Source organism: Streptomyces sp. DSM 15324 (genome assembly GCF_001514285.1).
Classification (GTDB): Bacteria; Actinomycetota; Actinomycetes; order Streptomycetales; family Streptomycetaceae; genus Streptomyces.
Genome location: NZ_KQ949029.1, coordinates 181022 through 206406, shown reverse-complemented (window position 1 = coordinate 206406; position 25385 = coordinate 181022). Strand labels below are relative to the sequence as shown.

Annotated in this window: 22 protein-coding genes and 1 pseudogene; 9 read left to right on the top strand and 14 right to left on the bottom strand. The window is 71.5% G+C overall.

Translation table 11 applies throughout. The annotated features are described in order from the left end of the window. Positions 1 to 1192: 1192 nt before the first annotated feature. Positions 1193 to 2977 (top strand): SpoIIE family protein phosphatase, encoded by a 1785-nt coding sequence (locus AQJ58_RS44645; protein WP_420712181.1) that lies wholly within the window; start codon positions 1193 to 1195, stop codon positions 2975 to 2977. Positions 2978 to 3005: 28 nt separating this feature from the next. On the opposite strand, the gene AQJ58_RS22945 is transcribed toward AQJ58_RS44645, so the two are convergent. After that, positions 3006 to 3950, bottom strand: coding sequence for an LLM class flavin-dependent oxidoreductase (locus tag AQJ58_RS22945; RefSeq protein WP_067252925.1), 945 nt, complete (start codon positions 3948 to 3950; stop codon positions 3006 to 3008). 223 nt (positions 3951 to 4173) lie between these two features. On the opposite strand from AQJ58_RS22945, the gene AQJ58_RS22940 reads away from it, so the two are divergent. After that, positions 4174 to 4587 (top strand): cytidine/deoxycytidylate deaminase family protein, encoded by a 414-nt coding sequence (locus AQJ58_RS22940; protein ID WP_067252924.1) that lies wholly within the window; start codon positions 4174 to 4176, stop codon positions 4585 to 4587. Between the two features lie 53 nt (positions 4588 to 4640). Continuing rightward, positions 4641 to 5465, top strand: coding sequence for a hypothetical protein (locus AQJ58_RS42720; protein WP_159056297.1), 825 nt, complete (start codon positions 4641 to 4643; stop codon positions 5463 to 5465). Here AQJ58_RS42720 and AQJ58_RS22930 read toward each other — a convergent pair. Continuing rightward, the gene (locus AQJ58_RS22930) at positions 5462 to 5839 is read right to left on the bottom strand and encodes a hypothetical protein (RefSeq protein WP_067252920.1); all 378 of its coding nucleotides are present in this window, start codon (positions 5837 to 5839) and stop codon (positions 5462 to 5464) included. The two genes, AQJ58_RS42720 and AQJ58_RS22930, sit on opposite strands and share 4 nt — an antisense overlap. Before the next feature lie 238 nt (positions 5840 to 6077). Here AQJ58_RS22930 and AQJ58_RS22925 point away from each other — a divergent pair, with 238 nt between their 5' ends. Beyond that, positions 6078 to 6431: a TetR family transcriptional regulator gene (locus AQJ58_RS22925; protein WP_234360241.1), complete on the top strand. Its 354-nt coding sequence runs from the start codon at positions 6078 to 6080 to the stop codon at positions 6429 to 6431. 134 nt (positions 6432 to 6565) lie between these two features. Here AQJ58_RS22925 and AQJ58_RS22920 read toward each other — a convergent pair whose 3' ends face one another. Continuing rightward, a complete protein-coding gene (locus AQJ58_RS22920) occupies positions 6566 to 7051 on the bottom strand; it encodes a hypothetical protein (protein ID WP_067253416.1) in 486 nt (161 codons plus the stop codon). A 242-nt stretch (positions 7052 to 7293) separates the two neighbouring features. On the opposite strand from AQJ58_RS22920, the gene AQJ58_RS22915 reads away from it, so the two are divergent. After that, positions 7294 to 7911: a TOPRIM nucleotidyl transferase/hydrolase domain-containing protein gene (locus AQJ58_RS22915; protein ID WP_067252918.1), complete on the top strand. Its 618-nt coding sequence runs from the start codon at positions 7294 to 7296 to the stop codon at positions 7909 to 7911. A 253-nt stretch (positions 7912 to 8164) separates the two neighbouring features. Here AQJ58_RS22915 and AQJ58_RS22910 read toward each other — a convergent pair whose 3' ends face one another. The 4 genes from AQJ58_RS22910 to AQJ58_RS44640 all read right to left on the bottom strand — a co-directional run bounded on the left by AQJ58_RS22910 (position 8165) and on the right by AQJ58_RS44640 (position 11315). After that, complete coding sequence (locus AQJ58_RS22910; RefSeq protein ID WP_067253413.1) at positions 8165 to 9682, bottom strand: NCS1 family nucleobase:cation symporter-1; 1518 nt, start codon at positions 9680 to 9682, stop codon at positions 8165 to 8167. A gap of 141 nt (positions 9683 to 9823) precedes the next feature. Further along, positions 9824 to 10006 carry a hypothetical protein gene (locus tag AQJ58_RS22905; protein WP_067252916.1) on the bottom strand — a complete coding sequence of 61 codons (183 nt, stop codon included), beginning with the start codon at positions 10004 to 10006 and terminating at the stop codon, positions 9824 to 9826. A 249-nt stretch (positions 10007 to 10255) separates the two neighbouring features. Beyond that, the gene (locus AQJ58_RS22900; protein ID WP_067252914.1) at positions 10256 to 10927 is read right to left on the bottom strand and encodes a hypothetical protein; all 672 of its coding nucleotides are present in this window, start codon (positions 10925 to 10927) and stop codon (positions 10256 to 10258) included. A gap of 202 nt (positions 10928 to 11129) precedes the next feature. Then, positions 11130 to 11315, bottom strand: a complete 186-nt coding sequence (locus tag AQJ58_RS44640; protein WP_234360240.1) for a hypothetical protein — start codon at positions 11313 to 11315, stop codon at positions 11130 to 11132. Positions 11316 to 11549: 234 nt separating this feature from the next. Between AQJ58_RS44640 and AQJ58_RS22895 the strand changes: the two genes are divergently transcribed. Continuing rightward, complete coding sequence (locus AQJ58_RS22895) at positions 11550 to 12299, top strand: class I SAM-dependent methyltransferase (protein ID WP_067253408.1); 750 nt, start codon at positions 11550 to 11552, stop codon at positions 12297 to 12299. 24 nt (positions 12300 to 12323) lie between these two features. After that, positions 12324 to 12809 carry an amidohydrolase family protein gene (locus AQJ58_RS22890; protein ID WP_067252912.1) on the top strand — a complete coding sequence of 162 codons (486 nt, stop codon included), beginning with the start codon at positions 12324 to 12326 and terminating at the stop codon, positions 12807 to 12809. Positions 12810 to 12845: 36 nt separating this feature from the next. Here the strand turns inward: AQJ58_RS22890 and AQJ58_RS22885 are convergent, their stop codons facing one another. Beyond that, positions 12846 to 13190, bottom strand: coding sequence for a TetR/AcrR family transcriptional regulator (locus tag AQJ58_RS22885; protein ID WP_234360239.1), 345 nt, complete (start codon positions 13188 to 13190; stop codon positions 12846 to 12848). Between the two features lie 145 nt (positions 13191 to 13335). On the opposite strand from AQJ58_RS22885, the gene AQJ58_RS22880 reads away from it, so the two are divergent. After that, a complete protein-coding gene (locus AQJ58_RS22880) occupies positions 13336 to 14199 on the top strand; it encodes a PhzF family phenazine biosynthesis protein (protein ID WP_067252910.1) in 864 nt (287 codons plus the stop codon). 7 nt (positions 14200 to 14206) lie between these two features. On the opposite strand, the gene AQJ58_RS44630 is transcribed toward AQJ58_RS22880, so the two are convergent. Beyond that, complete coding sequence (locus AQJ58_RS44630; protein ID WP_234360238.1) at positions 14207 to 14647, bottom strand: hypothetical protein; 441 nt, start codon at positions 14645 to 14647, stop codon at positions 14207 to 14209. 491 nt (positions 14648 to 15138) lie between these two features. Here AQJ58_RS44630 and AQJ58_RS22870 point away from each other — a divergent pair, with 491 nt between their 5' ends. Further along, on the top strand, positions 15139 to 18144 hold the full coding sequence (locus AQJ58_RS22870) for a non-ribosomal peptide synthetase (protein ID WP_067252908.1): 3006 nt from the start codon (positions 15139 to 15141) through the stop codon (positions 18142 to 18144). Between the two features lie 410 nt (positions 18145 to 18554). On the opposite strand, the gene AQJ58_RS22865 is transcribed toward AQJ58_RS22870, so the two are convergent. The 5 genes and pseudogenes from AQJ58_RS22865 to AQJ58_RS22845 all read right to left on the bottom strand — a co-directional run bounded on the left by AQJ58_RS22865 (position 18555) and on the right by AQJ58_RS22845 (position 25259). Continuing rightward, positions 18555 to 19223, bottom strand: a complete 669-nt coding sequence (locus AQJ58_RS22865; RefSeq protein ID WP_199844654.1) for a potassium-transporting ATPase subunit C — start codon at positions 19221 to 19223, stop codon at positions 18555 to 18557. A gap of 25 nt (positions 19224 to 19248) precedes the next feature. Beyond that, positions 19249 to 21344, bottom strand: a pseudogene (gene kdpB, locus AQJ58_RS22860) (potassium-transporting ATPase subunit KdpB). Positions 21345 to 21373: 29 nt separating this feature from the next. Beyond that, positions 21374 to 23038 carry a potassium-transporting ATPase subunit KdpA gene (gene kdpA / locus AQJ58_RS22855; protein WP_067252904.1) on the bottom strand — a complete coding sequence of 555 codons (1665 nt, stop codon included), beginning with the start codon at positions 23036 to 23038 and terminating at the stop codon, positions 21374 to 21376. A gap of 1 nt (position 23039) precedes the next feature. Next, positions 23040 to 23129 carry a K(+)-transporting ATPase subunit F gene (gene kdpF, locus AQJ58_RS22850; RefSeq protein WP_067252903.1) on the bottom strand — a complete coding sequence of 30 codons (90 nt, stop codon included), beginning with the start codon at positions 23127 to 23129 and terminating at the stop codon, positions 23040 to 23042. Positions 23130 to 23984: 855 nt separating this feature from the next. Next, on the bottom strand, positions 23985 to 25259 hold the full coding sequence (locus tag AQJ58_RS22845; RefSeq protein WP_067252901.1) for an ArgE/DapE family deacylase: 1275 nt from the start codon (positions 25257 to 25259) through the stop codon (positions 23985 to 23987). Between the last annotated feature and the right edge of the window lie 126 nt (positions 25260 to 25385).

Genomic DNA, 25385 nt, shown 5'->3' with positions numbered 1-25385 from the left:
GGGACCGGATCGGGGGTCTGGCCGAGGCCCACGAGCGTTTCCTGACCGGCGCCCGGGTCGACTCGGACGTACGCGGCTCGGTGCTCGACTCCTGGAAACGGTGCCGGTCCGCCGGGCTGGAGCCGCACCAGCTGCTGGTTCCCTACCGCTCCGACCTGGAGCTGGACGACCGGTTCCGGCGCGCGGCCGACCCGGTGCTCAAGGACCTGGCCGCGTCGCTCGCCGACGTGAGCATGACGATCGTGCTCTGTGACGGACACGCCCGCATGGTCCAGCGCTACGGCGGCGACCGGACGCTGCGCCGACGCCTGGACGAGATACGGTTCGCCCCCGGCTTCGACGCCTCCGAGCAGGTCGTGGGCACCAACGGCGTCGGCACCGCCCTGGCCGAGCGCTCCCCCTTCTACGTCGTCGGGCGCGAGCACTTCGCCGACTGCCTGCAGCCCTTCACCTGCGCGGGCGCGCCGATCCGCAATCCGCTGAGCGGACACGTCGAGGCGGTCCTCGACCTCACCTGCCTGCGCGCCGACGGCGACCCCGCCATGCTGCGGCTGGTCCGGGAGGCCGTCCACGGCATAGAGGAGCGGCTGCTGGAACAGGCCACGCAGCGCGAGCGGGCGCTGCTCGCCGCCTACCGGCAGGCCGGGCGGGACACCCACGGCACGCGAGCCCGGCCGCTCCGGCCCGAAACGGCCCTCCCCGGACACCGCACCACGCACGACGACGGCGCCCTCGGGCGGATCGACCTGGCGGTGCTGCGCGAGAAGGCCGAGGAACTCATCGCCTCACCGCACCGGACCTTCGACGAGGTGACCCTGTCCGACGGCCGGATCGCGACCCTGCTGCGCCGCCCGGTCATCGGCGCGGCGGGCGAGACGGGCGTGGTCATCGAGGCCCGCGTCCTCGGCGGCCCCCGCCTGCGTCACGTCGGACTCACCCTGCCGGGGGTGCCGACCGGCACCGCGGCGACACCCATGACCGTGTCCCCCGCCCGGACCGCCCCGGCACCGGGTCCCCCGGCGACGCCGGCCGCCGACACGTACACCGTCGTGCCTTCGCCGTCGTCTCCGCCGCCCGGCGCACCGGCGTGGCCCACGCTCCGCACGGCCCCGCCCGTGACCGGGACCGAAGCGCGGGGGACGGGGCCGGGTCCGCCGGGGAGAGCGCCGGGTCCGAGGACGACGGCTGGTTGCTGCTGGTCGGCGAACCCGGCGTCGGACGACTGGCCGTCCTCGCCCGCCGGCGTCTGGAACTGCTGTACGACGCCGGAGTCCGCATCGGCACCACGCTGGACGTCACCCGCACCGCGGAGGAACTGGCCGACGTCGCCGTTCCCCGGTTCGCCGACTTCGCCGCCGTGGACCTGGCCGACCCGGTGCTGCACGGAGAGGAACCTGGGCCCACGGGCGCGGACACCCTGCTGCGCCGGGTCGCGCTGGGCGCCGTACACCAGGAGCCGGCCCTGTACGGCGTCGGTGACCGGGTCGGCTATGTCCCGTCCACGCCGCAGGCCCGCAGCCTGGAGAGCGGCCAGTCGGTGCTCGAACCCGTGCTGGCCGAGGCCCGAGGCTGGATCGCCAACGATCCGGCACGGGGCGGACGGGTGATCGACGCGGGCGTCCACTCCCTGATCACGGTGCCGCTGCGGGCCCGCGGCGTGACCCTCGGGGTGGTCAGCTTCTACCGCTCCCAGCAGCCCGACCCCTTCGAGGAGGACGATTTGTCGCTGGCCCAGGAACTGGTCGGCCGGGCGGCGATCTCCTTCGACAACGCCCGCCGCTACACCCGCGAGCACCACACCGCCCTCGCCCTCCAGCGCAGCCTTCTGCCGCGCGGCAGGCCCGAGCAGAACGCCGTTGAGGTCGCCTACCGCTATCTGCCGGCGCGGGCCGGGGTGGGCGGCGACTGGTTCGACGTCATCCCGCTGTCCGGCGCCCGGGTCGCGCTGGTCGTCGGCGACGTGGTCGGCCACGGTCTGCACGCCGCCGCCACGATGGGCCGGCTGCGCACCGCCGTGCACAACTTCTGCGCACTGGACCTGGCACCCGACGAACTCCTCACCCACCTCGACGACCTGGTCGGCCGCCTCGACCGCGGTGAGGGCTGGGCGGTGGAGAACACCCACGCGGACACCGGAATCATCGGCGCCACCTGCCTGTACGCCGTCTACGACCCCGTGCTCCGGCGCTGCACCCTCGCCCGTGCCGGGCACCCCCTCCCGGCGGTCGTCCGCCCCGACGGCCGCGTGGACTTCGTGGATCTGCCGGCCGGGCCGCCGCTCGGGCTCGGCGGGATGCCCTTCGAGACGGCCGAGCTGGAACTCGCCGAGGGCAGCCAGCTGGTGCTCTACACCGACGGGCTGATCGAGGACCGGCTCCAGGACATCGACGTCGGCCTGGACCGCCTCCGTACCGTCCTGGCCCGTGCCGACCGGGCGCCGGAGGACACCTGCGAGGCCGTCCTCGACGCCCTGCTCCCGGCCCGGCCGACCGACGACGTCGCCCTGCTCGTCGCCCGCACCCACGCGCTGGGGCCGGAGCACGTCGCCCAGTGGGACCTGCCCAGCGACCCGGCGGTCGTCGCCCGCGCCCGCGCGGCGGTCACCGCCCAACTGGCCGCGTGGGACCTGGACGAACTGGCCTTCACGACGGAACTCGTCGCCAGCGAGCTGGTCACCAACGCCATCCGGCACGCGACCGGCCCGGTGCAGTTGCGCCTGCTCCGCGACCGCACCCTGATCTGCGAGGTCTCCGACGGCAGCGGCACCTCACCCCGACTGCGGCGCGCCCGAACCGAGGACGAGGGCGGCCGCGGCCTGTTCCTGGTCGCCCGGCTCACCGAGCGCTGGGGAACCCGGTACACCTCCACCGGAAAGATCATCTGGACGGAACAGCCCCTGCCGCGCTCGCGGTCGGACGCGAAGTCGGAGTCGCAGGCGAAGTCGGAGCCGGAGGCGGACCCGGCTTCGATCCCGTAGGCCATTCCGGGCGAGGGCCGCCGCTCAGCTATGCGGTCCGTGCCTCGACCCGTCGTATGACGTCGCGGCAGAAGGCACCGATGCCGCTGGGGTCGTCGATGAACTGGTTCGGCTTGACACAGAAGGTCGTGAAACCCTGCTCCATCTGCTCGGGTACGGACGCCAGAGCCGCGCCGAGGTCCGCCGGTGAGTGGTGGTCGGGGAAGACGGCCTGGGTGCCGCCGATCAGCTCCAGTTCGGCGATGTCCCGGCCCGCGGCGGCCATGGCCGTCTTCAGCGCCTGCATGTCCTGCGGTGTGGGACGGCCGAGCGGGTGGAAGCCGTGGCCGTGTTCCACCAGCCGGCGCAGGAGCGGCCCGTGCAGGCGCTGGCCGCCGAACCACAGCCGCGGCCCGTCGGGCCGGTACGCGCCCGGCTCGAAGTAGACGTCCTGGAACGGGTAGTGCTCGCCGTCGTGCGAGATCGGGGACGGGCCCCACGCCTTCGCCCAGACCTGCAGGTGTTCGTCGAGCAGCCGTCCCCGCCGGTGGAAGGGCACGCCCAGGGCGTCGTACTCGTCCTTGCTCCAGCTGACCGTCGGCTGGACGAGGAGCCGGCCTTCGCTGAGGAGGTCGAGGGTGCCGAGTTCCCGCGCCAGCAGCAGGGGGTGGCGCAGCGGTGCGAGGACGGCGGCGGCGGCCAGTCGAAGGCGTTCGGTGACGGAGGCGATCGAGGCGAGCAGGAGCAGGGAGCTGGGCCAGGGGGTGAAGGGGTCCTGGTTGCCCGGCAGGGCGTAGTCGCGGGGGTTGCCCATGATGCCGTCGGCCGCGGCGTCGGGGCCGAGCACGATGTGTTCGCTCACCATGACGGAGTCGAACCCGGCGTCCTCCGCTTCCCGTGCCCACCGCACGGCGGCGGGCAGGTCGGCCCGTCCGCCGGTCAGGGTCCAGTTCTCGCTGAGGACGAGCAGCATGCGGGGCGGGGTGGTCGTCATCGGCGTCCTCGCTCTTTTCTCGGTGTCCTGGGGTGTGCCGTGGCGGGCATATTGTTTGGACCCAAACTTATTGCCTGGCCCGGTACGCTGCAATCCCCCGCGGGGCGAACCTTCAGGTGGCGGCACTGCCTGCGGACGAGCGGAGCACCGATATCCGCTTGCGCACCGTCAGCCCATGCGCCAACGTCGCCTGACACCTCACGAAGGCAGAGAAGCAGAGAAGATGCCCCAGCAGACCCGCCCCGTCGACCACGAACTCATCGAGGCCGCAGCGCACGTCGCCCGCACCCGCTGCCGCGGCGACAACCACACCATGGCCGCCGCGGCACGCGCCCGGGACGGCCGGATCATCACCGCGGTGAACGCCTACCACTTCACCGGAGGCCCCTGCGCCGAGCTGGTGCTCATCGGCACGGCCGCCGCCCAGGGCGCCTACGAGCTGGACACGATCGTCGCCGTGGGCGACCGCGACCGTGGGGTCGTACCCCCGTGCGGCCGCTGCCGTCAGGTGCTCCTCGACTACTTCCCCGCCCTCGACGTCATCGTCGGCGAAGGTGACGGCATCCGCAGCGTGCACATCAGCGACCTGCTGCCCGAGACCTATGTGTGGGCCGACCACCAACTCGAAGCCGGGTGAACCGCGGCCCCTTACTGATCACTACCGGCTGTCGACCTGACATGCTGGGGCGCATGAGCAAGATGTGGCAAGGGGAAGTCGTCAACGGCTCGCGCTTCGTGGTCCCCAGGTCGGGTGTGATGCCGAGGCACGTGCTGTGCGCGATCGGAGTCGGCCTGGATCTCGACGTACTCGAGCGGGCGGTTGGTGAGGCAGGCGGAGGGGAGTTCATCGTCGAGGAGCTGCAGCGGGGTCCGGACCCTCGGATGCGCAGTGCGTTCGACGCCGCGCTGGGGGCCCGCCAGTTCACCCATGACGACCGGTTCGGCGATGAGGACTGGGCCGCGGTGGACGCGCATGACTCGGTTGCCTATGTACTGTCACCGCCGATATCCCAGTCCACCGCCTTCGACGTCTCCCGGCGAGCGCTGGCCGTCACTGCCGCGTTGCTGGCCAACGGGGCCACCGCGGTGAAGAACGATTCCAGCGGGGTGGCCTGCGGGCGCGAGCGGTGGCTGGCCCTCGCGGACAGGGCGGAGGCCGCCGAGGATGCGTACGACCTCGCAGCCGCCCTTGTCCAGGCATGGGTAGTGTCCAGTGTCGCCGACGAGGACGTGTATTACAGCTGTGGCATGCATCTCCTCGGCGAAGCCGACGTGGAGCTGGCACCTGGACCCGAGGAGGATCAGGAGCTGTTGCACGAGGGCGTGACCACCATGAGCGTCGCGGCGTACTACCTGCTGACCGAGCAGCCCGCACACGGAGTCGAGAACGGCGAAGGATTCCGGGCCTCCCCGGACGGACGCAGATGGGTCATGAACCGGGTCGAGTGTGAACGCTTCGAGGAAGACGACTTCTTCCACAACCCCTACGGGTACTGGCGCCTCACCCCCGGCTAGGCGTCGAGGTAACGGTAGTCCCCGCCCGGGAGGCCGATCTCCAGGACGCCGCCGCGGACCCTCCACTCGCTCATGCCGTCGACGTCGTGGCTGACCAGGAACAGCCCCCGGGGCCGCTCGTCGTACGCGTCATCCGGGCGGGAGGCAGGGATCAGGGCGATCTGACGCAACCTCTCCTCGAACCAGTCGAGGGACACCGCGCGGATGTGACCCCCGTAGAAGGCCCACCTGACGGCGTTGTACTGCCGAGGGGGGAAAGCCCAGCCCCCGCTGTAGGTGCGCTCGGGATGGTCTGCTGCCACGATCTCCTTGATCCGGGCCAGCTGTCCGTCATCACACTCCAGCCAGCCCCTGACCGAGACCATGACACCCATGGCGGTTCCTCCTGATCCGTGCGGGGCGCTGCCCTCGCGCCCGGCCCTGTGTGCCTGCACGCTAGGGGCGACCTGCGTGGCCGGGCAAAGGAATTGACCGGTGTCCTAGGACGGAGCGAGGGATGACCGGGCTTTCGGACGTCTCCCGGGGCAGCGTGCCGACGCCGTCCGCAACCGTGCCCGACTGTTGGAGGCGGCCGCCTGGCCGGTGGCCGAGCGGGGCGCCGAGCATGTGACGATGCACGAGGTCGCGCGGGCGGCCGGGGTCGGCAAGGGCACGTTGTTCCACCGGTTCGGCGACCGCAACGGCCTTCCGACACCACGGACCTCGGACCGGCCCTGGGCCGCCAGGTGCCGACCGATCGCCGCCGGTCCTCCCCCCCACGGCCGGGCCTTCCGCCACCACGTCACCGCACTCCTGCGGGAGGCGGGCGTCGTGGGCGACCACACCATGATCGCCCACGCCCTGCTCGCCTTCGTCGACCTGGAGACCCTCGACCACCTGCGCTCCGACGCACAGGTCACCACCGGGCGCCTCCAGACCGCGTGGGCGGATCTGGTACGGCGGGTCACCAGCGCCGAGGAACGGTGAACCTCCGCGCCCCTGGCCCGTCGTCTGCGTCTCCTCGAGGTCCGCGACATGTCTGGCCGTTCCTTCGACGACGGCATTCACCTCGGAGCGATGAGGCGTCCTGACGCGACGGACAGCCCGAGGGCGAGGGACCGCTAACGTCCGGACGGGCCGTAGCCCCACTGCCGGGCGAGTGCGGCAGCGGTCTCGCGGGACTCCGCGAGCACGTCGAGGAACCCGGTCCGGCCCCACACGGCCAGTCCCATGACGGTGACGCCCACGGCGGTGACGTGCACGGCCGCGGCGAGGTCCCGGCACGAGGCCGCACGCATCGCCGACTCGTCTCCACGGGCCCAGGCCCGCGTCGCCTCGGCCACGGCGAACTCGTAGTGCGGCGGGGCCGAGACGGCGATCTCGTCGGCCCGCCGCACCAGGTCGTCCAGCCGCCACGACCTGCCGGTCAGCCGCATGATGCTCAGGGTCGAACGCAGCAGGCCGTTCAGAATCGCGTACACCTCCGAGGCGCCCCCCGCGTCCGGACCGTCCAGCGCCTCGTGGACCGCGACGGCGTCGTGGTCCACATAGCCCCGGATGACGTCCAGGGCCCGGTCGTGGGGTGTCTTGTCGGGTGCGTGGCTCATGTGGATCACGCTAGGCACGGCCGGACCGGAGCGGATCGGTCTCTCGACGCAATGCACCTCGGAACAAAGGACGAGGACCGACGTCGGGTCACGTCCCGGCCGCCGCTGCACGTACGTGCCGTCGGAGGGTTGCTCGGTCGAGGCCACCGGCGTCGACCCCGGGGCGCGCGATGCGGGGCTATGGCTCCGAGGCGGTCGCATAATTCCGTGCCAGGCCACCGCAGGACGTGCAGACTCACCCCATGGCGGACATGAGGGCGTTGCAGGATGCGGTCACCAAGTGGGCGGCGGGCGGCCCCGACGGGCCGGCGCGCGACATGGCGGTAAGCCTCGGCGCTCGCACCGCCGTGCTCCTGGAAGGGCTGAGCGATCTCGCTGCCGTCGAAGCGCTGGCCGACCGGCGTGGCCGGGACCTGGCCGCCGAGGGGGTGTGCGTCGTCCCCATGGGCGGGGCGATGAGCGTCGGCCGCTACGCCGGGCTCCTCGGGCCGACCGGCCTCGGTCTGCGTCTGACCGGACTGTGCGACGACCGCGAGAGAGGCTTCTACGAGCGCGGCCTGGCGCGGGCACAGGCGCCGCTCCAGGACATCTACGTGTGCACCGACGATCTGGAGGACGAACTCATCCGCGCGCTCGGCACGGCGGAAGTCGAGGAGATCTTCCGCGCCGAGGGCGACTTCCGAGCCTGGCAGTCCTTCCAGCGCCAGCCCGCACAGCACGGTCGGCCCCGGCATCGGCAGATGCGGCGCTTCCTCGGCACCAAGCGGGGCCGCAAGATCCGTTACGGCCGCCTCCTGGTCGAGGCTCTCGCCCCGGACCGGACACCGCCCCCGCTCGACGGCCTCTTCGCGAGCCTGTGAAGGCGCGGACGCGGCCGACGGGTCGGGAGTGCGGGCCGGCGGACTGTGGGCGGGCGTCGACCCGCTGACCGGGCTGCTTCGCCGAGCGTCGCCGTGCGACGGCGGACTCGTCCGTGGCCGACCTCGCCCGGTCAGCGGGGTGACAGTCCGATGTGCGCTCCGGCGCAGGACGGCTTATGCATCCGGCGCCGCGGCACGGGTCGCCCGCGCAGCCGGCGGGACCGGATGCGCGGGCGACAAGGCCTACTTCGTCCTACGCCTGCACCTCGGGCGCTTCTGCCGTCGCCGTCTCCGTGGTGAGCGGGCTCGTTCCCCTGCTGAGGGCGAGGTAGAGCACCCCGGCCACGGCGACGCCGATGAACCAGGAGTACGGTCCCAGCTTCTCCCCGTATGCGGACGGGCCGTAGACGGGAAGGACGCTGGAGAAGACGGAGCCCACCGCGGCTGCCACGAACGCCCGGATGTTCCAGCCGCCCTGGAAGCGGAACTCCCCGTCCTCCTGGTACAGGGCGGGCACGTTCAACACGGTCTTCCTGATGAGGTAGTAGTCGACCATGAGTACGCCGAACAGCGGGCCCATCGTCGAGCCGATGGCGTTGACGAAGCTGGGGGCGTTGTCCCACGGGTGCAGCGGGTAGAGCAGCAGCGCGATGACGGCGGCGATGAGGCCGCCCCGCCGGAAGGTCACGTACTTCGGGGCCACATTGGCGAAGTCGAAGGCGGGACTGACGAAGTTGGCGACGACGTTGATGCCCAGGGTTGCCACGGCGAAGGTCAGGGCGGCGAGCAGGACGAGGAACGCACTGTCGAACTTGGCGGAGATGTTGGCCGGTTCGAGGATGACCTCGCCGTATACCTTGCTGCCGGCGGCCGTGGTGACGGCCGCGACGAGGGAGAACAGGATCAGGTTGACGGGCAGGCCCCAGATATTGCCCTTCTTCAGGGTCTTCTGGTCAGGAGTGAAGCGGGCGAAGTCGCCGAAGTTGAGGAACAGGGCCGCGAAGTAGGTCACCCAGGTGGCGGCTATCGCGGCGATCGCGGCGAACGAGCCGGGGCTGACGTCGAGTCCGGTGGCGTTCTTCGCGAGCGCGGCCAGGTCCTTGGCCGGCATGTCGACGCTGAAGGACAGCGCCCCGGCCTTCACGGACAGCGCGACCGCGAGGATCAGCATCATCAGCCACACCGCGGGGCCGGCGAAGTCCTGGAAGCGGCGGACCGTTTCCATGCCCTTGCTGATGATGAGCAGCTGGGCGGCCCAGACGCCGACGTAGCACAGCACTTCGAGGCCGCTGTGGTCGAAGAGGTGAGTGGTCTCGTGCAGGTGCTTGGGGCCGTCGTAGCGGATCAGGAAGGCGACGAGGGCACCGGCCGCAGCGCTGGTCTGGGCGCCGTACCAGAAGGTGGCGACCACGGCCCGTACGAGAGCGGGGACGTTGGCGCCGAAGGTGCCGAACGAGGCGCGGACCAGAACCGGGTAGGGGACGCCGGTCTTGACGCCCGCCCTGCCGACGAGCGTCATCAGCCAGTAGATGACCAGGGAACCCACACCGATGCCCACGAGGAATTTGAGGGTGTTCCCGGCGACGAGGAACAGGCTGGCGGCCAGGAAGTAGCCGTACAGACTGTGCACGTCCGAGGTCCAGACGTTGAAGATGCTGAAGGCGCCCCACTTGCGCTCGGTGGCGGGAGCGAGGTCCTCGTTGTAGAGGCGCGGGGAGTAGCTCGGTGGGACGGTGGTTCTGTCCACGTCCGCGTTCTCGGTGGTCGTCATGTCCTGTTCCTCCTTGCAGGCCGACATCACCGTTCCGGCTCCCTGCCGCGTCGTTGATGTCGCAGGTCAGGGAACGGCTCGGATGTTGTCACCGAATGTCCCCTTCGTTACCGCTCTGTCAACGGAAAAAGTTTTCCACTGTCAGGAGGTGAGGCGGTCGAAGCCGTCGCCGACGGCCGGTGACTCCGTGCTCGTCGTGTCGTCGCGCAGCTCGCACTGTCGGGAGACGTGCCGACGGCCGATCGGCTCGTTGCGTTCCGGGGCCGGGGGCTGCACGTCGAAGGGGTGAGCGGTGCAGTCCGGCGTCCGGTCACTGTCGAGCATCGGCCGAACGGGGTCGGTCGAAGTCCGCTGGGAGGAAGCCGACTTGGGGCCGGGTCGCCGGCCGAGCGCCCACCGCGGGCGGCAGCGCGGGAGGCGGGCGCGCCACGGCGGGGGCGCTGCCGGCCGGCCCGGGACCGCAACGGACCGGCTCAGCGGAGACCTTCCGTGCGCCGGCTGCGCCGGGTTGCTGGACGAGTGAAGCGGTCCGCGCGGCCCGGACCCGGCGCGCCGGCGGACGCCTCGTCGCGATCAGGCCTGGGAGGCAGGCTCCTCCGTCGGGTCGCCGTTCGTGGGCGCGGCCGGCTCCGGGGCCGTGTAGAAGACCGAGGTGCCCTGCTTGGAACGCTGGGCCTGGTTCCTGGCCACGAGCCCTTCCAGCGTCGAACGCACCACGGTGGTCTTCACCGCGCGCTCGGGATGCAGCCGTCCCAGCTCGACGGTGATCTCGGCAGCCGAGCGGGGCTCCGCCTGACCGGCGAGGTGTTCCCTCACGAGATCCACCAGCTTGGGCGCAGTCGACGCGGAGCCCGGCGCCTCGGCGGCGGTCTTCTCGGCGGTGCCCTTCTTCGCGGGCGCGGCCTTCTTGGCCTTGGTCTGCTTGGTCTGCTTGGTCTGCTTGGGCTGGCTGGGCCGGCTGGTCCGCTTGGCCGCACCGGATGCCGGCGCTGCCTTCTTACGGGGAGCGGGCACCGCCGCGACGGGCTCGGTGGCCGGCGCGGCGGGTGCCGCCGGGACACCGAGGGCCTGCTGGAGGTTCACCAGGACGGTGTGATCGTGCCGCACGGCGGCCAGCTTCTCCTGGAGTGCTTCGATCTCGCCGCTGAGCCGCTCCTGCTCCTTGAGATTGCGTTCCAGGTCGCCGGCCACCTGCGCGCTGTACTGAGAGGTCAACTCGGTGTTGGGGAGGGTGTTTTCGGACATGGCGCTCACAGCCTTCCTGTGTGCCGCAGCCGATGAGCGGCGAGCCCATGGCGTACGCGAAGTCGAAGGTTCATGCTGTCCCGCCTGCTGCCGCACGGGAAGCGGCAGTTGCCGGAGCGCATGTGTGTCGTAGCGATAGTACGGAAGACACCTGTGGTGTTGACCGGATATCGCCAGGATGCGGGCACACGCGGAGCAGGGATCAGGCCAGCGCCTCAGCGGGACGAGTGGCTCCGGGCCAGGTGTGTCGAGACATCACGAGGCGGACGGCAGTGAGTCGAAAAACGGCCGCGAGGCCGTGCGGGTCGCGGCGGGCGATGTGGTGGCCGACGGGGAGGTCGTGGACCCGGCAGTTCGGATCGTTGCGCAGATGTTCGGTCAGGGACACGAACGGGCTGTCCGGCCACGGGCCACCGCTGATGAATGCGGTCGCGCGCGTGGGTCGAGCCCCCCGGGTACCGCGACCCACCGACCGTCCGCGCGGGCGCCGGCAAACCCATCCACCCTGCCAGCCGCCCGCACCATGACGAACGCGAGTCCCAGCAATACCAGGGGACTTGAGGGGCGACTCGGCCTCGATATTGGAGTGCACGCACGGAGGGGCGTGCTTAGGGTGACGGGCGTGGACCCAGCTGACTTCTACACCGGTATCGTCGCAGAGATCTATGGGCCCCTGAAGGCCTTCTCACCGGACCCCGCACCTTACGCGGCCTTCGTCGAGGAAGCCGGGGTCCCGGCGCTGGAGCTGGGGTGCGGGGACGGTGATCCGCTGCTCGAGCTGCGGCGGCGCGGCCTGGCGGTCGAGGGCGTCGACTCCTCCGCCGACATGCTGGAGCGCCTCCGGCGGCGGGCGGACGAGCAAGGCATCGCCGCCACCGTGTTCCACCAGCGCATGGAGGCCCTCGGCCTGCCTCGCCGCTACCGGGCGATCTTCCTGGCCGGACCGACCTTCACCCTGCTCCCCGACGACGCCACCGCCCTGGCCGCCCTGCGCGGCATCCGCGCCCACCTCACCGACGACGGCACCGCGCTGGTGCCCCTGTTCACGCCCGTACCGACCCCGGCCGCACAGATCGGACGCGTGCGCACGGCCACCGCGCCCGACGGCGCCGAACTCCGGGTGTCCGCCGTCGCCGAGCAACGCGACGAACAGGCCCGGACGCAGACGACGCTCCTGCGCTACGAACGCCACCATGGCTCTGACAGCAGCGTGGTGGAGCGTCCGTGGGTCCTGCACTGGTATCCCCGCGACACCTTCGAGGAACTCGCCACGGCCGCCGGACTGACCGTGACCGCGGTCACCGACCACGACGGCGACCCCGCGCCCGTAGGCGCCACCGACCTGCACATCCGGCTCCGGGTCGCCGCCTGATCGGCGCCTCCTGGAGCGGCCGGCATGCCGTCACCGTCGGTGGCCCCGTATCAGTTGGAGCCGACCGTGGCCCGCGTGGCCGACGCGGCGACGGTGCGCGATGCCCTGGACGCGGGGGCCGACGCGTTCACCCACGTCCCGTTGGACGCGCCGCTGTCGCGGGAGCTGGTCGAGCGGGCCGCGGCGGAGGGCCGGGTGGTCACCCCCACCCTGGCGATGATGGAGGTGTCCAGCGGCGCCGACGTGGGACGCGCCCTCGCCGACGACGACCGCATCGCCGCCTGGCTGCACCGGGCCGGGGCGCGGTTGCCGGCGGGCACCGACGCCAACAACGCCCTGGGGGAGTGCCTGCCGAACTGCTGGTGGCGGCCGGCGTCACCCCGACCGAGGCGCTCACCGCCGCCACAGCGGATCCCGCCCTGCACTTCGGGCCGCACGATCGCGGCGGGATCGCCCCCGGCCTGCGGGCCGACCTGGTCCTCGCCGAGGGCGGCCCCACGCAGGACATGACCGCCAGCCGCGCCATCCGGCGGTGGGGGAGCGGCCCTACTCGGGGTCCAGGACGGCCTGGACGGCCGGGGCGAGGCCGTCCTCGATCTCGTCCGGCGTCAGGGCGGTCACCGCCGGGAGGCGCAGCAGATAGCGGGTGAGTCCGAGGCCGAGGAGCTGCGCGGAGACCAGGCCCGCGCGCTGCGCGGCGCGCTCCGGGCCGAGGACCGCGGCCAGTGTCGGGGCGACCTGCGCCGCGAAGATCTCGTGCATCCGTGCCGCGGCCTGTTCGTTGGTGACCGCCGAGGGCATCAGGACCAGCAGCGCGTCGTCGGCCGGGTCCCCCTCCCAGCGTTCGAGGAAGTGCCGCACCAGGGTCCGGGCGAGCGTGTTTGCCGGCACGTCCGTGAGGTCCGGCAGGCGCAGGCGCAGGCGCCGACGCCGGTGGTCTGACGTCGTGACCGCTCGACAGAGACTTCGCGCTCGGCTCCTGTCGCGCCCACGACCGGCGGCCCCCACGAGGGAGAGAGACCGTACTGTCCGAGACATGCGCTACCTCCACGTCGACGTCTTCAGCAGCCGGCCCTACAGCGGCAACAGCCTGGCCGTGTTCCCGGACTCCGCACAGCTCAGTGGGGCGCAGATGGCCCGCATCACCCAGGAGATGCGCCACTTCGAGTCGGTCTTCCTGGCCCGGGACCACACCGGTGGGCGGAGCTGGCGTGCGCGCGTCTTCGACCTCGCCGAGGAGCTCGACTTCGCCGGCCATCCCCTCATCGGGGCGGCCTGCGTCCTGCACGCCCTGCACGGCGCCGACGACACCGAGACCTGGTGCCTGAAGCTGCCGGCCCGGACGGTCGACGTCACCACCCGACGCCGCGCGGCGGGCCGCTACACCGCCGTACTCGACCAGGGCCCCGCCACCTTCCTGGGCCGTCCCGCCATCCCCGAGCTGGCCTCCTGGTTCTCCTTGGAGGCCCACGACCTCGACCCCGACCTGCCTCCCGAGGTGCTCTCCACAGGACTTCGGTACCTCATGGTTCCCGTGCGGGGCGACGCGCTGGAACGCGCCCGGATCGCCCAGGACCTCGAAGCCCCCCTCGCCGCGCATGGCGCACAGTTCGCCTACCTGCTCGACGCCGGCGCCCTCGAAGGACGCCACTGGAACAACGACGGCGTCCTGGAGGACGTGGCCACCGGCTCCGGCGCCGGTTGTGCCGCCGCCTACCTGCGCCGGCACCACCGGATCGGTGACGGGGAGACCGTCACCCTGCACCAGGGACGTCACACCGGCCGCGCCGCCCGGATGGCGATCAGCGCCCACGGCGAAGGGCAGGACATCCGCTCCGTCGAGGTGGGCGGCGAGGTGGCGTTCGTCGCTGAAGGGCGGCTGCGCGAGCTGCCCGCCTGAGGGCCCGTCAGGGGGCCGGCGTCCGGATCACCGCGGCGCGTTGGTCGTGCGGGGCTTCCGGGCTCTCAGCCACCGGTGGGCTGCCACCGGTCCGCCGCTGCGGGTCGACGCTGCGGGCGACGACCCAGCGGTGGGGCGAGATCGGCCGGATGCGGGAGAAGCCGTGGTTCTCGAAGACGGCCATCGGGCCGGTGTGCAGGAAGGAGCCCGACACCGAGCGGTCATCGGTCTCCTCGGGATAGCCCTCCACGGTGCCGCCGCCGTGGTGGGCGATGCCGGCCAGCGCGGCGCCGAGCGCGGCGTGGGCGACCCCGCGCCCGCGCCAGCCCTTTCCGGTGAAGAAGCAGGTGATGCGCCAGTCCGGCAGTGTCACCAGTTCCTTCTCGTACTTCCGCCTGCTCTTGATCTCCGGCAGTTCGGCGGGGGTGCCGAACTGGCACCAGCCCACGCAGTCGTCGCCGGCGAGGACGAGCGCGGCGTGCGCGCGGGGGCCTCACGCACGCGTTGCTCCTTCGCGGCACGGTTCTGCCGGGCGGTACACCCCGTGCCGAGCCTGACGTGGAAGCCCATGCACCAGCAGCCGCCCCACACGCCGTTGTGCGCCTCGACCAGTCGAGCGAACGCGGGCCACGTCTCCGTGTCCAGCAGCCCGGTGCGCAGGCCCGCGGACCCGTCGCCCGCCGTCGTGTTACCCACGGTTCCCTCCGTGTGCCGGTGTGCCGGTGTGCCACGCCGGCGCTCAGGGAGGTGAGCACGGTAGCGGATGCGCGTCCGAGCCCGGCACCGATATGAGCAGATGACTTGTCCATACCGGTTCATGGCCGACGCCATACCACTTCTTGACCCGTTTCGGGTGGTGCTGGAGATTCCCCTAGCAAACGGCGCCGCAGGATGGGACCGCTTGCCGGTGTGGCATGCGCACGCCCGCCTGGAGACCGAATGAAGAACACAGCAGTCGGCCACAGATACCACCGCGCCATCACTCCTGCCGAGTGGACCTACCTCGGGCTGCCCCTGCCGCAGGACATCCAGTACGTGATCGAGGGCGAGGGTGACCTGTCGTCGGCTGACGTCATCAAGGCCGTCGATCTCGCCTCGGAGGCGTCGCCCGGCACCCGGCTGGTCCGGCGGGGCAAACTGTGGGTGGACAGCGGCGTCAGCCCGGCCGTGCGGGTCATGGACCGCCCCCTGGACCGCCGACGCCTGGACTGCCAGGCCCTCCACACCCGGGGCAGCCGCCCCGGCACGGCTTTGGAAGTGCTGCTGTACCCCGGCGCCCCGGCCTCCGTCGTGCTCAGGGGCCGACACGAGGTGACCGACGCCCGGGGCCTGGCCCTGTGGGCCGCGGACGTCTTCCGCGTCCTGCGCGGACAGGAGCCCGTGGGCGCGCCGTCGACCCTCAACAGCACGGAGTTCCTCGAGGCGCTGTACCCACAGGGTCTGCCCCCGATCCCGCGCGGCGCGGGCGCCCTCGCGTGGCCGTCCCCGCTGGGCCCCCTGCCCGGGGGCAGCCGGAAGGTGATGTGGCGCAACCGGTCCGTCGACGGCACCCACCCGGCCGCCACCGCCAAGGTCGCCGCCGCGCTCGCGGCCGCGTACGGGCCGGAGGGCAGAGGCGGCTTCTTCGTCCCGGTGGACCTTCGCCGTCATGACCCGGACCTCCGGTCCACGGCGTGGCTGTCGCAGGCCCTGGTCCTCGACGTCGAGAGCGGCGAGGACTGGGAGCAGGTCCACCAAAAGCTGCTCGCGGCGCTCGCCGAGGGCCAAGAGGTCGCTCTGCGCACCGACCCGAGCATGATGCGCATACCGAGGGCGGCCATGCGGCTGCTCTCGAAGGCGGTCGCGCGTACGGCCGCCCGCTCGGACCGCTACTCGGGGCTGGCCTTCGTCACCCACCTCGGCACCTTCGACCTGGCCGACTTCTCCACCGACGACTTCCGGGCCACCGCGATGTACACCCTGGGCGGCACCGGACCCGGCGCTCCTCCCGCCGTCGACCTCATGGATTCCGGCGACCGCACCGAGGTCACGGTCTCCTGGCTGGACGGACCCGGCGTGGCGGAACGCGCGGAGGCGCTGCTCGACACGGTCGAGGAGGCACTGTCACCGTCCCGGAACCGCCACTGGGAGGGCAACCTGACCGCACGCGCGGTGCGGGGTGAGAGCCTGATGGAGCTGATCCGCGCCCAGGTGCGGCGGGTGCCGGACCAGGTGGCGCTCACCGGCCCCGAGGGCGACGTCACCTACCGCGAGATCAGCCGCCGCGCCGACGCCGTGGCCCACGAACTGCGCAGCCTCGGCGTGGGCCGGGGCTCCGTCGTGGCGCTGCTCGCCGACCGCACGGTGGCGGCCATCGCGGGTATCTGGGGGGTCCTCCGGGCCGGGGCCGCCTTCCTTCCCCTGGACCCGCTGCACCCGGACCACCGGCTTGCCGACGTCCTGGCCGATGCGGGCGTGCGCCACTGCCTGGTGCAGCAGGACCACGAGGGACGGGACCTCTTCTCGTCCGGCTGCGCACCGCTGCCGCTCGACGACCTGTCACGAGCGAAGCCCGGCCAGGCCGAGTTCGACGATGTCCGGCCACGGCCGGACGATCTGGCCTACGTGATCTACACCTCCGGCTCGACCGGCCGGCCCAAGGGCGTGCTGATCGAGCACGGGAACCTGCTGAACTATCTGCACTGGGCGCTGGACATGTTCCAGATCGGCCCGGAGACCCGGCTCTCCCTGATGACCTCGCTGTCCTTCGACGTCTCCATGACCTCGGTCTTCGGGCCGGGCATGGTGGGCGGGGCGATCGTGCTGGTGCCCGACCGCATCAACCACATGACCCTGCGCCGGCTCCTGGAACGATCCGGCGCCACCATGCTCAACCTCACCCCCTCCCACCTCGATCTGATCGGCCAACTGGACCTCCACCCCACCGGCTACACCGGGGTGATCATCACCGGCGAGCAGCTGAGGGTGGAGGTCGCCGCCCGGGCCCAGCGGATGTTCGGGGAGCAGTGCCGGATCATCAACCAGTACGGCCCCACCGAGGTCACCGTCGGCTGTACCGCGCACGTCTTCGACGAGGCGAGCGACGGCGGCGCGAACGCGGTGCCGATCGGGCTCCCCGGCTACAACTCCGCGGTGTACCTGCTGGACGAGCGGCACCGCTTCGTCGCGCCGGGGGAGACGGGGGAGATGTATCTGGGGGGCGTGCAGCTGGCACGCGGCTACCTGGGCCGCCCCGACCTGGACGCCGAGCGGTTCGTCCGGCTGGCCGACGGCACCCGGGTGTACCGGACCGGGGACCTCGCCACCGTCCTGCCCTCGGGCACCCTCGCGTACGTCGGCCGCAACGACGACCAGGTCAAGGTGCGCGGCAACCGCGTGGAGCCCGCCGAGGTGGCGCAGGCACTGGAACGCCATCCTTCGGTGCAGCGCGCCGTGGTGGTGGCCAGGACCCGGCCCGGCGGTACGGGCAAGACGCTCTGCGCGTACGTCGTCCCCAGGGCCCCGGTCACCCCGAAGGAGTTGGAGGAGCACACGGCAGGGCTGCTGCCGTCCTACATGGTTCCCGCGGCGTTCGTCACCGTCTCCGAGCTGGCCTACACCGTCAGCGGCAAGGTGGACGCCCGTGCGCTGCCCGATCCGTTCGCCACCGACGGCGGCGGGGCGGCGGGCACGGAAGCCGCGCCCACCGACCCGGTCACCCGGGCAGTGGCCGAGGTCTGGTCCCGGGTCCTCGCCATCCCCGCGGAGCGACTGGACGAGCAGGCCGACTTCCACCGTCTCGGTGGGGATTCCCTGGCGCTGCTCTCCATGCTCGCCGGAGTCAGCCGTGATCTGCTCGCCCAGGGCGGAGAGGAGGCCTTCATGGCGAACCTCCTCACGATCATCGACAAGCCGACCCTGTCCCACGTGGCCGAGCTCGCCCGCACGGCAGGCGCGGGCGGCTGAGGGTGCGGTAGCCGTGACGAGGACGCCCCCATGACGGCCGTACGACCCGATCGCGGCGGTGCCGGGCGGCGATCGCCTCGCCCCGGTCCGGGCCGGCGGCCGGGCCCCCACGCCCGGCCCTCGGCCCCTACGAGGTGACCGTCGCGGACAGATCCCGTTCCGGCGTGGCCGGCAGGTCGATGGTGAAGTCGGCCGTCTCCACCAGGGCGCGCCCCAGACGCGTGAAGGGTCTCCCCGGTACGGCGGACCGCGGCGCGCAGCCGGGTCAGCCGCCGGACCGCGGTGGCGCCGTCGGGGGCCGCGTCCACCCGTAGGGTCGTACGTCGGGCCCTACCGGCCGCGTGACGGAGGGAGCCGGCGGTCCCGGACCGTTGCCGGGCGCCGACTCCCCAGCCGGTCGGATCACGCCATCAGCTCTTCGCCACGAGGTTCTTGAGCGCGATGTTGAGTTCGAGGACGTTCACGCGGGGCTCGCCGATGAAGCCGAGTGTGCGGCCCTCGGTGTGCTCGTCGACCAGTTTCTCCACCTGGGCGACGGGCAGGCCGTTCCTCTCGGCGACCCGGTGGACCTGGAGCCGCGCGTACTGCGGGGAGATGTCCGGGTCCAGTCCGGAGCCGGAGGAGGTGACGGCGTCGGCGGGGACCTCGGACGGACTGACCCTGTGGTCGGCGGTCGAGTTGTCCTTGATCACGGCGGCCTTGGCGGCGGTCACCCAGTCGATCAGGTCCTTGTCGTCGGCGGCCCGGTTGGTGGCGCCGGACAGGATGAGCTTGTACCGGGTGTTGACGCTGTTGGTGCCGAGGCCGTTCTGCGGGCGGCCCTGGAACCACTTGAGGTCGGGCTCTGGTGTCGCCTGGCCCTGTTTCAGCGGCAGGTGGTACGCCTGCCCGATGAGCGAGGAACCGACGACCTTGCCGTCCGCCTTGATCTCGGACCCGTTCGCCTCGCTGCTGAACAGGCCCTGGGCGACGCCCGTGACGAGGAGCGGGTAGAGGACGCCGGTCACCAGGGTCAGTACCAGCAGGGCCCTGAGGCCCGCCCCGAGCAACCGGACCGTGTTGGATACGGAGTTGTTCATCGCGGTCAGCACGCTTTCACAGGAATTACAGCCCGGGGATGAGGGAGAGGAGCAGGTCGATGAGCTTGATGCCGATGAACGGGGCGACCAGTCCGCCGATGCCGTAGACGGTCAGGTTGCGCCGCAGCATTCTGTCGGCGCTCACCGGCCGGTACCGCACGCCCTTCAGGGACAGCGGCACCAGGGCGACGATGATCAGCGCGTTGAAGACGACGGCCGAGAGGATCGCCGAGTCGGGCGAGGACAGGCCCATGATGTTGAGCTTGTCGAGGCCCGGGTAGACGGCCGCGAACAGCGCGGGGATGATCGCGAAGTACTTGGCGACGTCGTTGGCGATCGAGAAGGTCGTCAGGGCGCCCCGGGTGATGAGGAGTTGCTTGCCGATCTCGACGATCTCGATGAGCTTGGTCGGGTTGGAGTCGAGGTCGACCATGTTGCCGGCCTCCTTGGCGGCCGACGTGCCCGTGTTCATCGCCACGCCGACGTCCGCCTGGGCCAGCGCGGGCGCGTCGTTGGTGCCGTCGCCGGTCATCGCCACGAGCTTGCCGCCCGCCTGCTCCCGCTTGATGAGGGCCATCTTGTCCTCGGGGGTGGCCTCGGCGAGGAAGTCGTCGACGCCGGCCTCCTCGGCGATCGCCCTGGCCGTCAGCGGGTTGTCACCGGTGATCATGATCGTCCTGATGCCCATGCGGCGCAGTTCGTCGAACCGTTCGCGCATGCCGTCCTTGACGACGTCCTTGAGGTGGATGACGCCCAGGACGCGAGCACCGCCGGCGTCCTCGATCGCGACGAGCAGCGGTGTGCCCCCCGCCTCCGCGATACGGTCCGTCAACTCCATGGCGCCCCGGGCGACTTCACCGCCCTGCTCCGTCACCCACGCGGCGACCGATCCCGCGGCGCCCTTGCGGATCCTCCGTCCGTCGACGTCCACGCCCGACATGCGGGTCTGGGCGGTGAAGGCGATCCACTCGGCTCCGGCGAGTTCTCCCCGGTGACGTTCGCGCAGGCCGTACTTCTCCTTCGCGAGGACGACGACGGAGCGGCCCTCGGGGGTCTCGTCGGCCAGCGACGACAGCTGGGCGGCGTCGGCCACCTCGGCCTCGGTCGTCCCGCTCACCGGGACGAACTCGGACGCCTGCCGGTTGCCGAGCGTGATGGTGCCGGTCTTGTCCAGGAGCAGCGTGGACACGTCGCCCGCCGCCTCGACCGCCCGCCCCGACATCGCCAGTACGTTGCGCTGAACGAGCCGGTCCATGCCCGCGATGCCGATGGCCGACAGCAGCGCGCCGATCGTCGTCGGGATCAGACAGACCAGCAGGGCCACGAGCACGACCATCGTCAGGTGGGTGCCGGCGTAGTCGGCGAACGGCGGCAGGGTGGCGCAGGCGAGCAGGAACACGATCGTCAGCGAGGCGAGCAGGATGTTCAGCGCGATCTCGTTGGGCGTCTTCTGCGGGCCGCGCCCTCGACCAGGTTGATCATCCGGTCGATGAAGGTCTCGCCCGGCTTCGTCGTGATCCTGATGACGATCCGGTCGGAGAGCACCTTCGTCCCGCCGGTGACGGCCGACCGGTCACCGCCGGACTCACGGATCACCGGCGCAGATTCACCCGTGATCGCCGACTCGTCGACCGAGGCGACGCCTTCGACGACGTCACCGTCGCCGGGGATGACGTCCCCGGCCTCGCAGACGACGAGGTCGCCGATTGTCAGGTCGGTGCCCGGGACCCGCGCCTCGACGTCCCCGGCCAGGCGCCGGGCGACGGTGTCGGTCTTGGCCTTGCGCAGGGTGTCGGCCTGGGCCTTGCCGCGGCCCTCGGCGACAGCCTCCGCCAGGTTGGCGAAGACGACCGTCAGCCAGAGCCAGGCGCTGATGGTCCAGCCGAACCAGTCACCGGGGTCCTTGAAGGAGAACACCGTGGTCAGGACGGACCCGATCCACACCACGAACATCACGGGCGACTTGACCATCACCCGCGGGTCGAGCTTGCGGAAGGCGTCCGGCAGGGACCTCAGAAGCTGCCGGGGGTCGAAGAGGCCCGCGCCCACGCGGCCTTCGGCGGGCTGGTGCCCGGAGGGTACGTCGCTGTGCGGCGCCCGGGTCGGGGTGGCTGTGGACATCGAGGTCCCTCGCTCGGTCGTGTCGGTGGTCATGTCGCCAGCCCCTCGGCGAGCGGGCCCAGCGCGAGGGCCGGGAAGTACGTCAGTCCCGTGATGATCAGGATCGCGCCCACCAGCAGGCCGGTGAACAGCGGTTTCTCGGTGCGCAGGGTGCCGGCGGTCACCGGGACCGGGCGCTGCTGGGCGAGCGAGCCGGCCAGCGCCAGCACGAAGATCATCGGCAGGAAGCGGCCCAGGATCATCGCCAGTCCGATCGTGGTGTTGAACCACTGCGTGTCCGCGTTCAGACCGGCGAAGGCCGAACCGTTGTTGTTGGCGCCGGACGTGTAGGCGTACAGGATCTCGGAGAAGCCGTGCGCGCCGGAGTTGGTCATCGAGTGCGGCGGGGTGGGCAGGGCCATCGCCGCGGCGGTGAAGACGAGCACCAGGGCCGGGGTGACGAGGATGTAGCAGGCGGCGAGCTTGATCTCGCGGGTGCCGATCTTCTTGCCCAGGTACTCGGGGGTGCGGCCGACCATCAGCCCGGCGATGAACACCGCGATGACCGCCATGATCAGCATGCCGTAGAGGCCGGAGCCGGTGCCGCCGGGGGCGATCTCGCCCAGCATCATGCCGAGCAGGGCGATGCCGCCGCCGAGGCCGGTGAAGGAGGAGTGGAAGGAGTCCACGGCGCCGGTCGAGGTCAGCGTGGTCGACACCGCGAAGATCGACGACGAACCGACGCCGAAGCGGACCTCCTTGCCCTCCATCGCCGCACCGGCGAGCTGGAGCGCCGGACCGTGATGGGCGAACTCGGTCCACATCATCAGGGCGACGAAGCCCACCCAGATCGTCGCCATCGTCGCGAGGATCGCGTACCCCTGCTTGACCGAGCCGACCATGACACCGAAGGTGCGGGTCAGCGCGAAGGGGATCACCAGCAGCAGGAAGATCTCGAAGAGGTTGGTGAACGGGGTGGGGTTCTCGAAGGGGTGCGCGGAGTTGGCGTTGAAGTAGCCGCCGCCGTTGGTCCCCAGCTCCTTGACGGCCTCCTGGGAGGCCACCGCCCCGCCGTTCCACTGCTGCTGCCCACCCATGAACTGCCCGACCTCGTGGATGCCGGAGAAGTTCTGGATCGCGCCGCAGGCCACCAGCACGATCGCCGCGACGAAGGCACCCGGCAGCAGGATGCGGGTGACACCGCGCACCATGTCGGCCCAGAAGTTGCCCAGTTCACCGGTGCGCGAGCGGGCGAACCCGCGTACCAGCGCGACCGCCACCGCGATCCCGACGGCCGCCGAGACGAAGTTCTGCACCGCCAGCCCGGCCGTCTGCACCAGGTGCCCCATGGCCTGCTCGCCGTAGTACGACTGCCAGTTGGTGTTCGTCACGAACGACGCGGCGGTGTTGAACGCCTGGTCGGGGTCGATGGCCTTGAAGCCCAGCGATCCGGGCAGGACGCCCTGGAGCCGCTGGAGCAGATACAGGAAGACGACGCTGACGGCCGAGAAGGCCAGCACCCCGCGCAGATACGCCGGCCAGCGCATCTGGGTGTCCGGGTCGGCGCCGATGCCCCGGTAGATCCACTTCTCGACCCGCCAGTGCCGGTCGGAGGAGTAGACCCTGGCCATGTAAGTGCCGAGCGGGACGTAGGCGAGCGCCAGGGCCGCTATGAGCGCCAGCAGCTGGAGCACGCCGGCGAGGACGGGACCCATCTCAGAACCTCTCCGGGAAGAGCAGGGCGAGGACCAGATAGCCCAGCAGGGCGACGGCCACGACCAGGCCGACGATGCTCTCGGCGGTCACAGCTTGGTCACCCCCTTGGCGACGAGGGCCACCAGCGCGAACACCGCGAGCGTGGTGAGGACGAAGGCCAGATCGGCCATCGCGAACTCCTGGGGTGAGGTGCGAAAGAAGTACGGACGGTTCGAGGAAAACGCCTGTACGGCCCGATCCGAACGGCCTTGACGGCTCCCATACGGCGACGACCGCGCCCTTGACGGGACTCTTACGGCACCTGGTCGGCGCCGCGGGGCGGGCCGCCCACGACGGTGCGGGATGTCGTGCGGGACGTCACGCACAGCGGCCGGAAGCGGAGCCGGCAGAGGACCGCGTCGGACCGGGGTGGCCGGCTCCGACGCCGTGACCTCACGGACGTAGGAGTCGATGGGACGGCCCGGGGTCCGGCGCTCGGAGACCAGCAGGACCAGCGGCACACCGGGGACCCACGCGGCCGATTCGCCCTCCCGGGAGAGTATCCGCGCACGGTCCCGGGGTCGGTCCGGGGAGCGGACGGTGACCGCGCGCACCGCGGCCCCGCAGGAGGCACTCCACCGCGTGGCGCAGACCCGTATGTCCTCGGCCTCCCGTGGCCGCCGGGCCATGGGAGGCATGACTCCGCCGTGCCGGAAGTAGTCAGCCTTGTGGGGATGTCCAGCTTGTGGGGATGTCCAGACGCCCTCGGGCGGTGAACCCCTGGCCGCCGGACAGCCCACGGACCGTGGCCGGGACGTGGCCGGTGTCCAGGGTGCGAGGTCTACCCCGTGGAGTCGGCGGCGAAGGCGTGGGAGCGCACGCCGGAGGTCCAGCGAAAGCCCCTGGGCTGACGCCCCCGGGACGGACGTCGTCGGCTGCCGGCGCCGGTTGTGCCGGGCCGTCGGATCACTTGGTGCCGACGGTCCGCAACACCGCGAGGACGAGGGTGCGGGCCACGGTGACGATCTCGCTGATCCGGACCTGCTCGCGGGGGCCGTGTGCCAGCCGTACGTCACCCGGCCCGAAGTGCAGCGTCGGTATGCCCGCGGCGGAGTACAGACGGAGGTCACTGCCGTACGGGGCACCACGCTCCGGCATCCGGGGTCCGCCCACGGCGTCGGCGTACGCGTCGTGCACCACGTCCCGCAGCACACTGTCGGCCGGGAGGCGGCCGCTGGCGAACTGGCCGCCGGGCCATGTGACCGTCGCCGGGTGTCCGCTCAGCCACGGATCGCGCTCGCACGCCCGGGCCACACACTCCTCCAGTTCCGCGCGCGCCTGCTCCGGGTCCTCACCGAGGCGGACCCCGAGCCTGCCCTCGGCCACCAGCAGGTCGGGAACGCTGCTCGCCCAGTCACCGGCGCGTACGGTGCCCACGGACAGGGGGTAGGGGACGGGATACTCGGCCATGAGCGGGTCGGGCCCGACGTTGCGGCGCGCTTCGAGACGGGCCAGGGCCTCGTGAAGGCGCAGATAGGCGTCCACCGAACTGACCCCCGCGTACCGGGTGCTGCCGTGGGTGGCCTTGCCGGGCACCTCGATGCGGAAGGTCAGGGCGCCCGCGTTCGCGGTCACCAAGGTGCCTCCGGTGGGCTCGGTGATGATGCAGGCGTCGCCGGTGTAGCCGCGGTGGAGGGTGCCGAACGCACCCAGGCCGCCGTCCTCCTCGCTCACCACGAAGTGTGCCGCCACCCGCCCGCGCAACCGGGCACCGCAGGCCCGTATCGCCGCCAGGGCGGCCAGATTGGCGACCACTCCGGCTTTCATGTCGCAGGCGCCACGGCCGTGCACCACGTCACCGGCCGTCCTCGGTGTGAACGGGTCGCCGTGCCACTGGGCCGGGTCGCCCGGCGGGACGACGTCGACGTGCCCCTGAAGGATCACGGTGGGGCCGTCGTCCCCGGCCGGAGTGTGTCCGACCAGGCCCCACGCCTCGCTGCGCGGAGCCTCTGTCCCAGGAAACCCTGAGGCGGCGCGGAGTTCGGGCAGGTCCATCGACCACAGATCGGTGTCGAGTCCGAGCCGCCGCAGATGGTCCGCCAGGAGGTGCTGGAGCTCGGATTCGGCGGCGCTGCCGGTCACGCTGGGTACGGCGAGCAGGTCGAGCAGCATCCGGCCGATGGCCGTTTCATCGACCGCGGCGAGGGCGGCGGCTTCCAGGGAACTCAGCGGCGCGGGCATGCGGGACCACTTTCACGAAGATCTGCGGGAGGTGGACCGATGCTAGAAGTCGGGGGAGTCCGCAAACAATCGCCATCAGTTGTGATGTTGTGGCAATTTCTTGCGTATTCCGGGGCTCATGGGCGA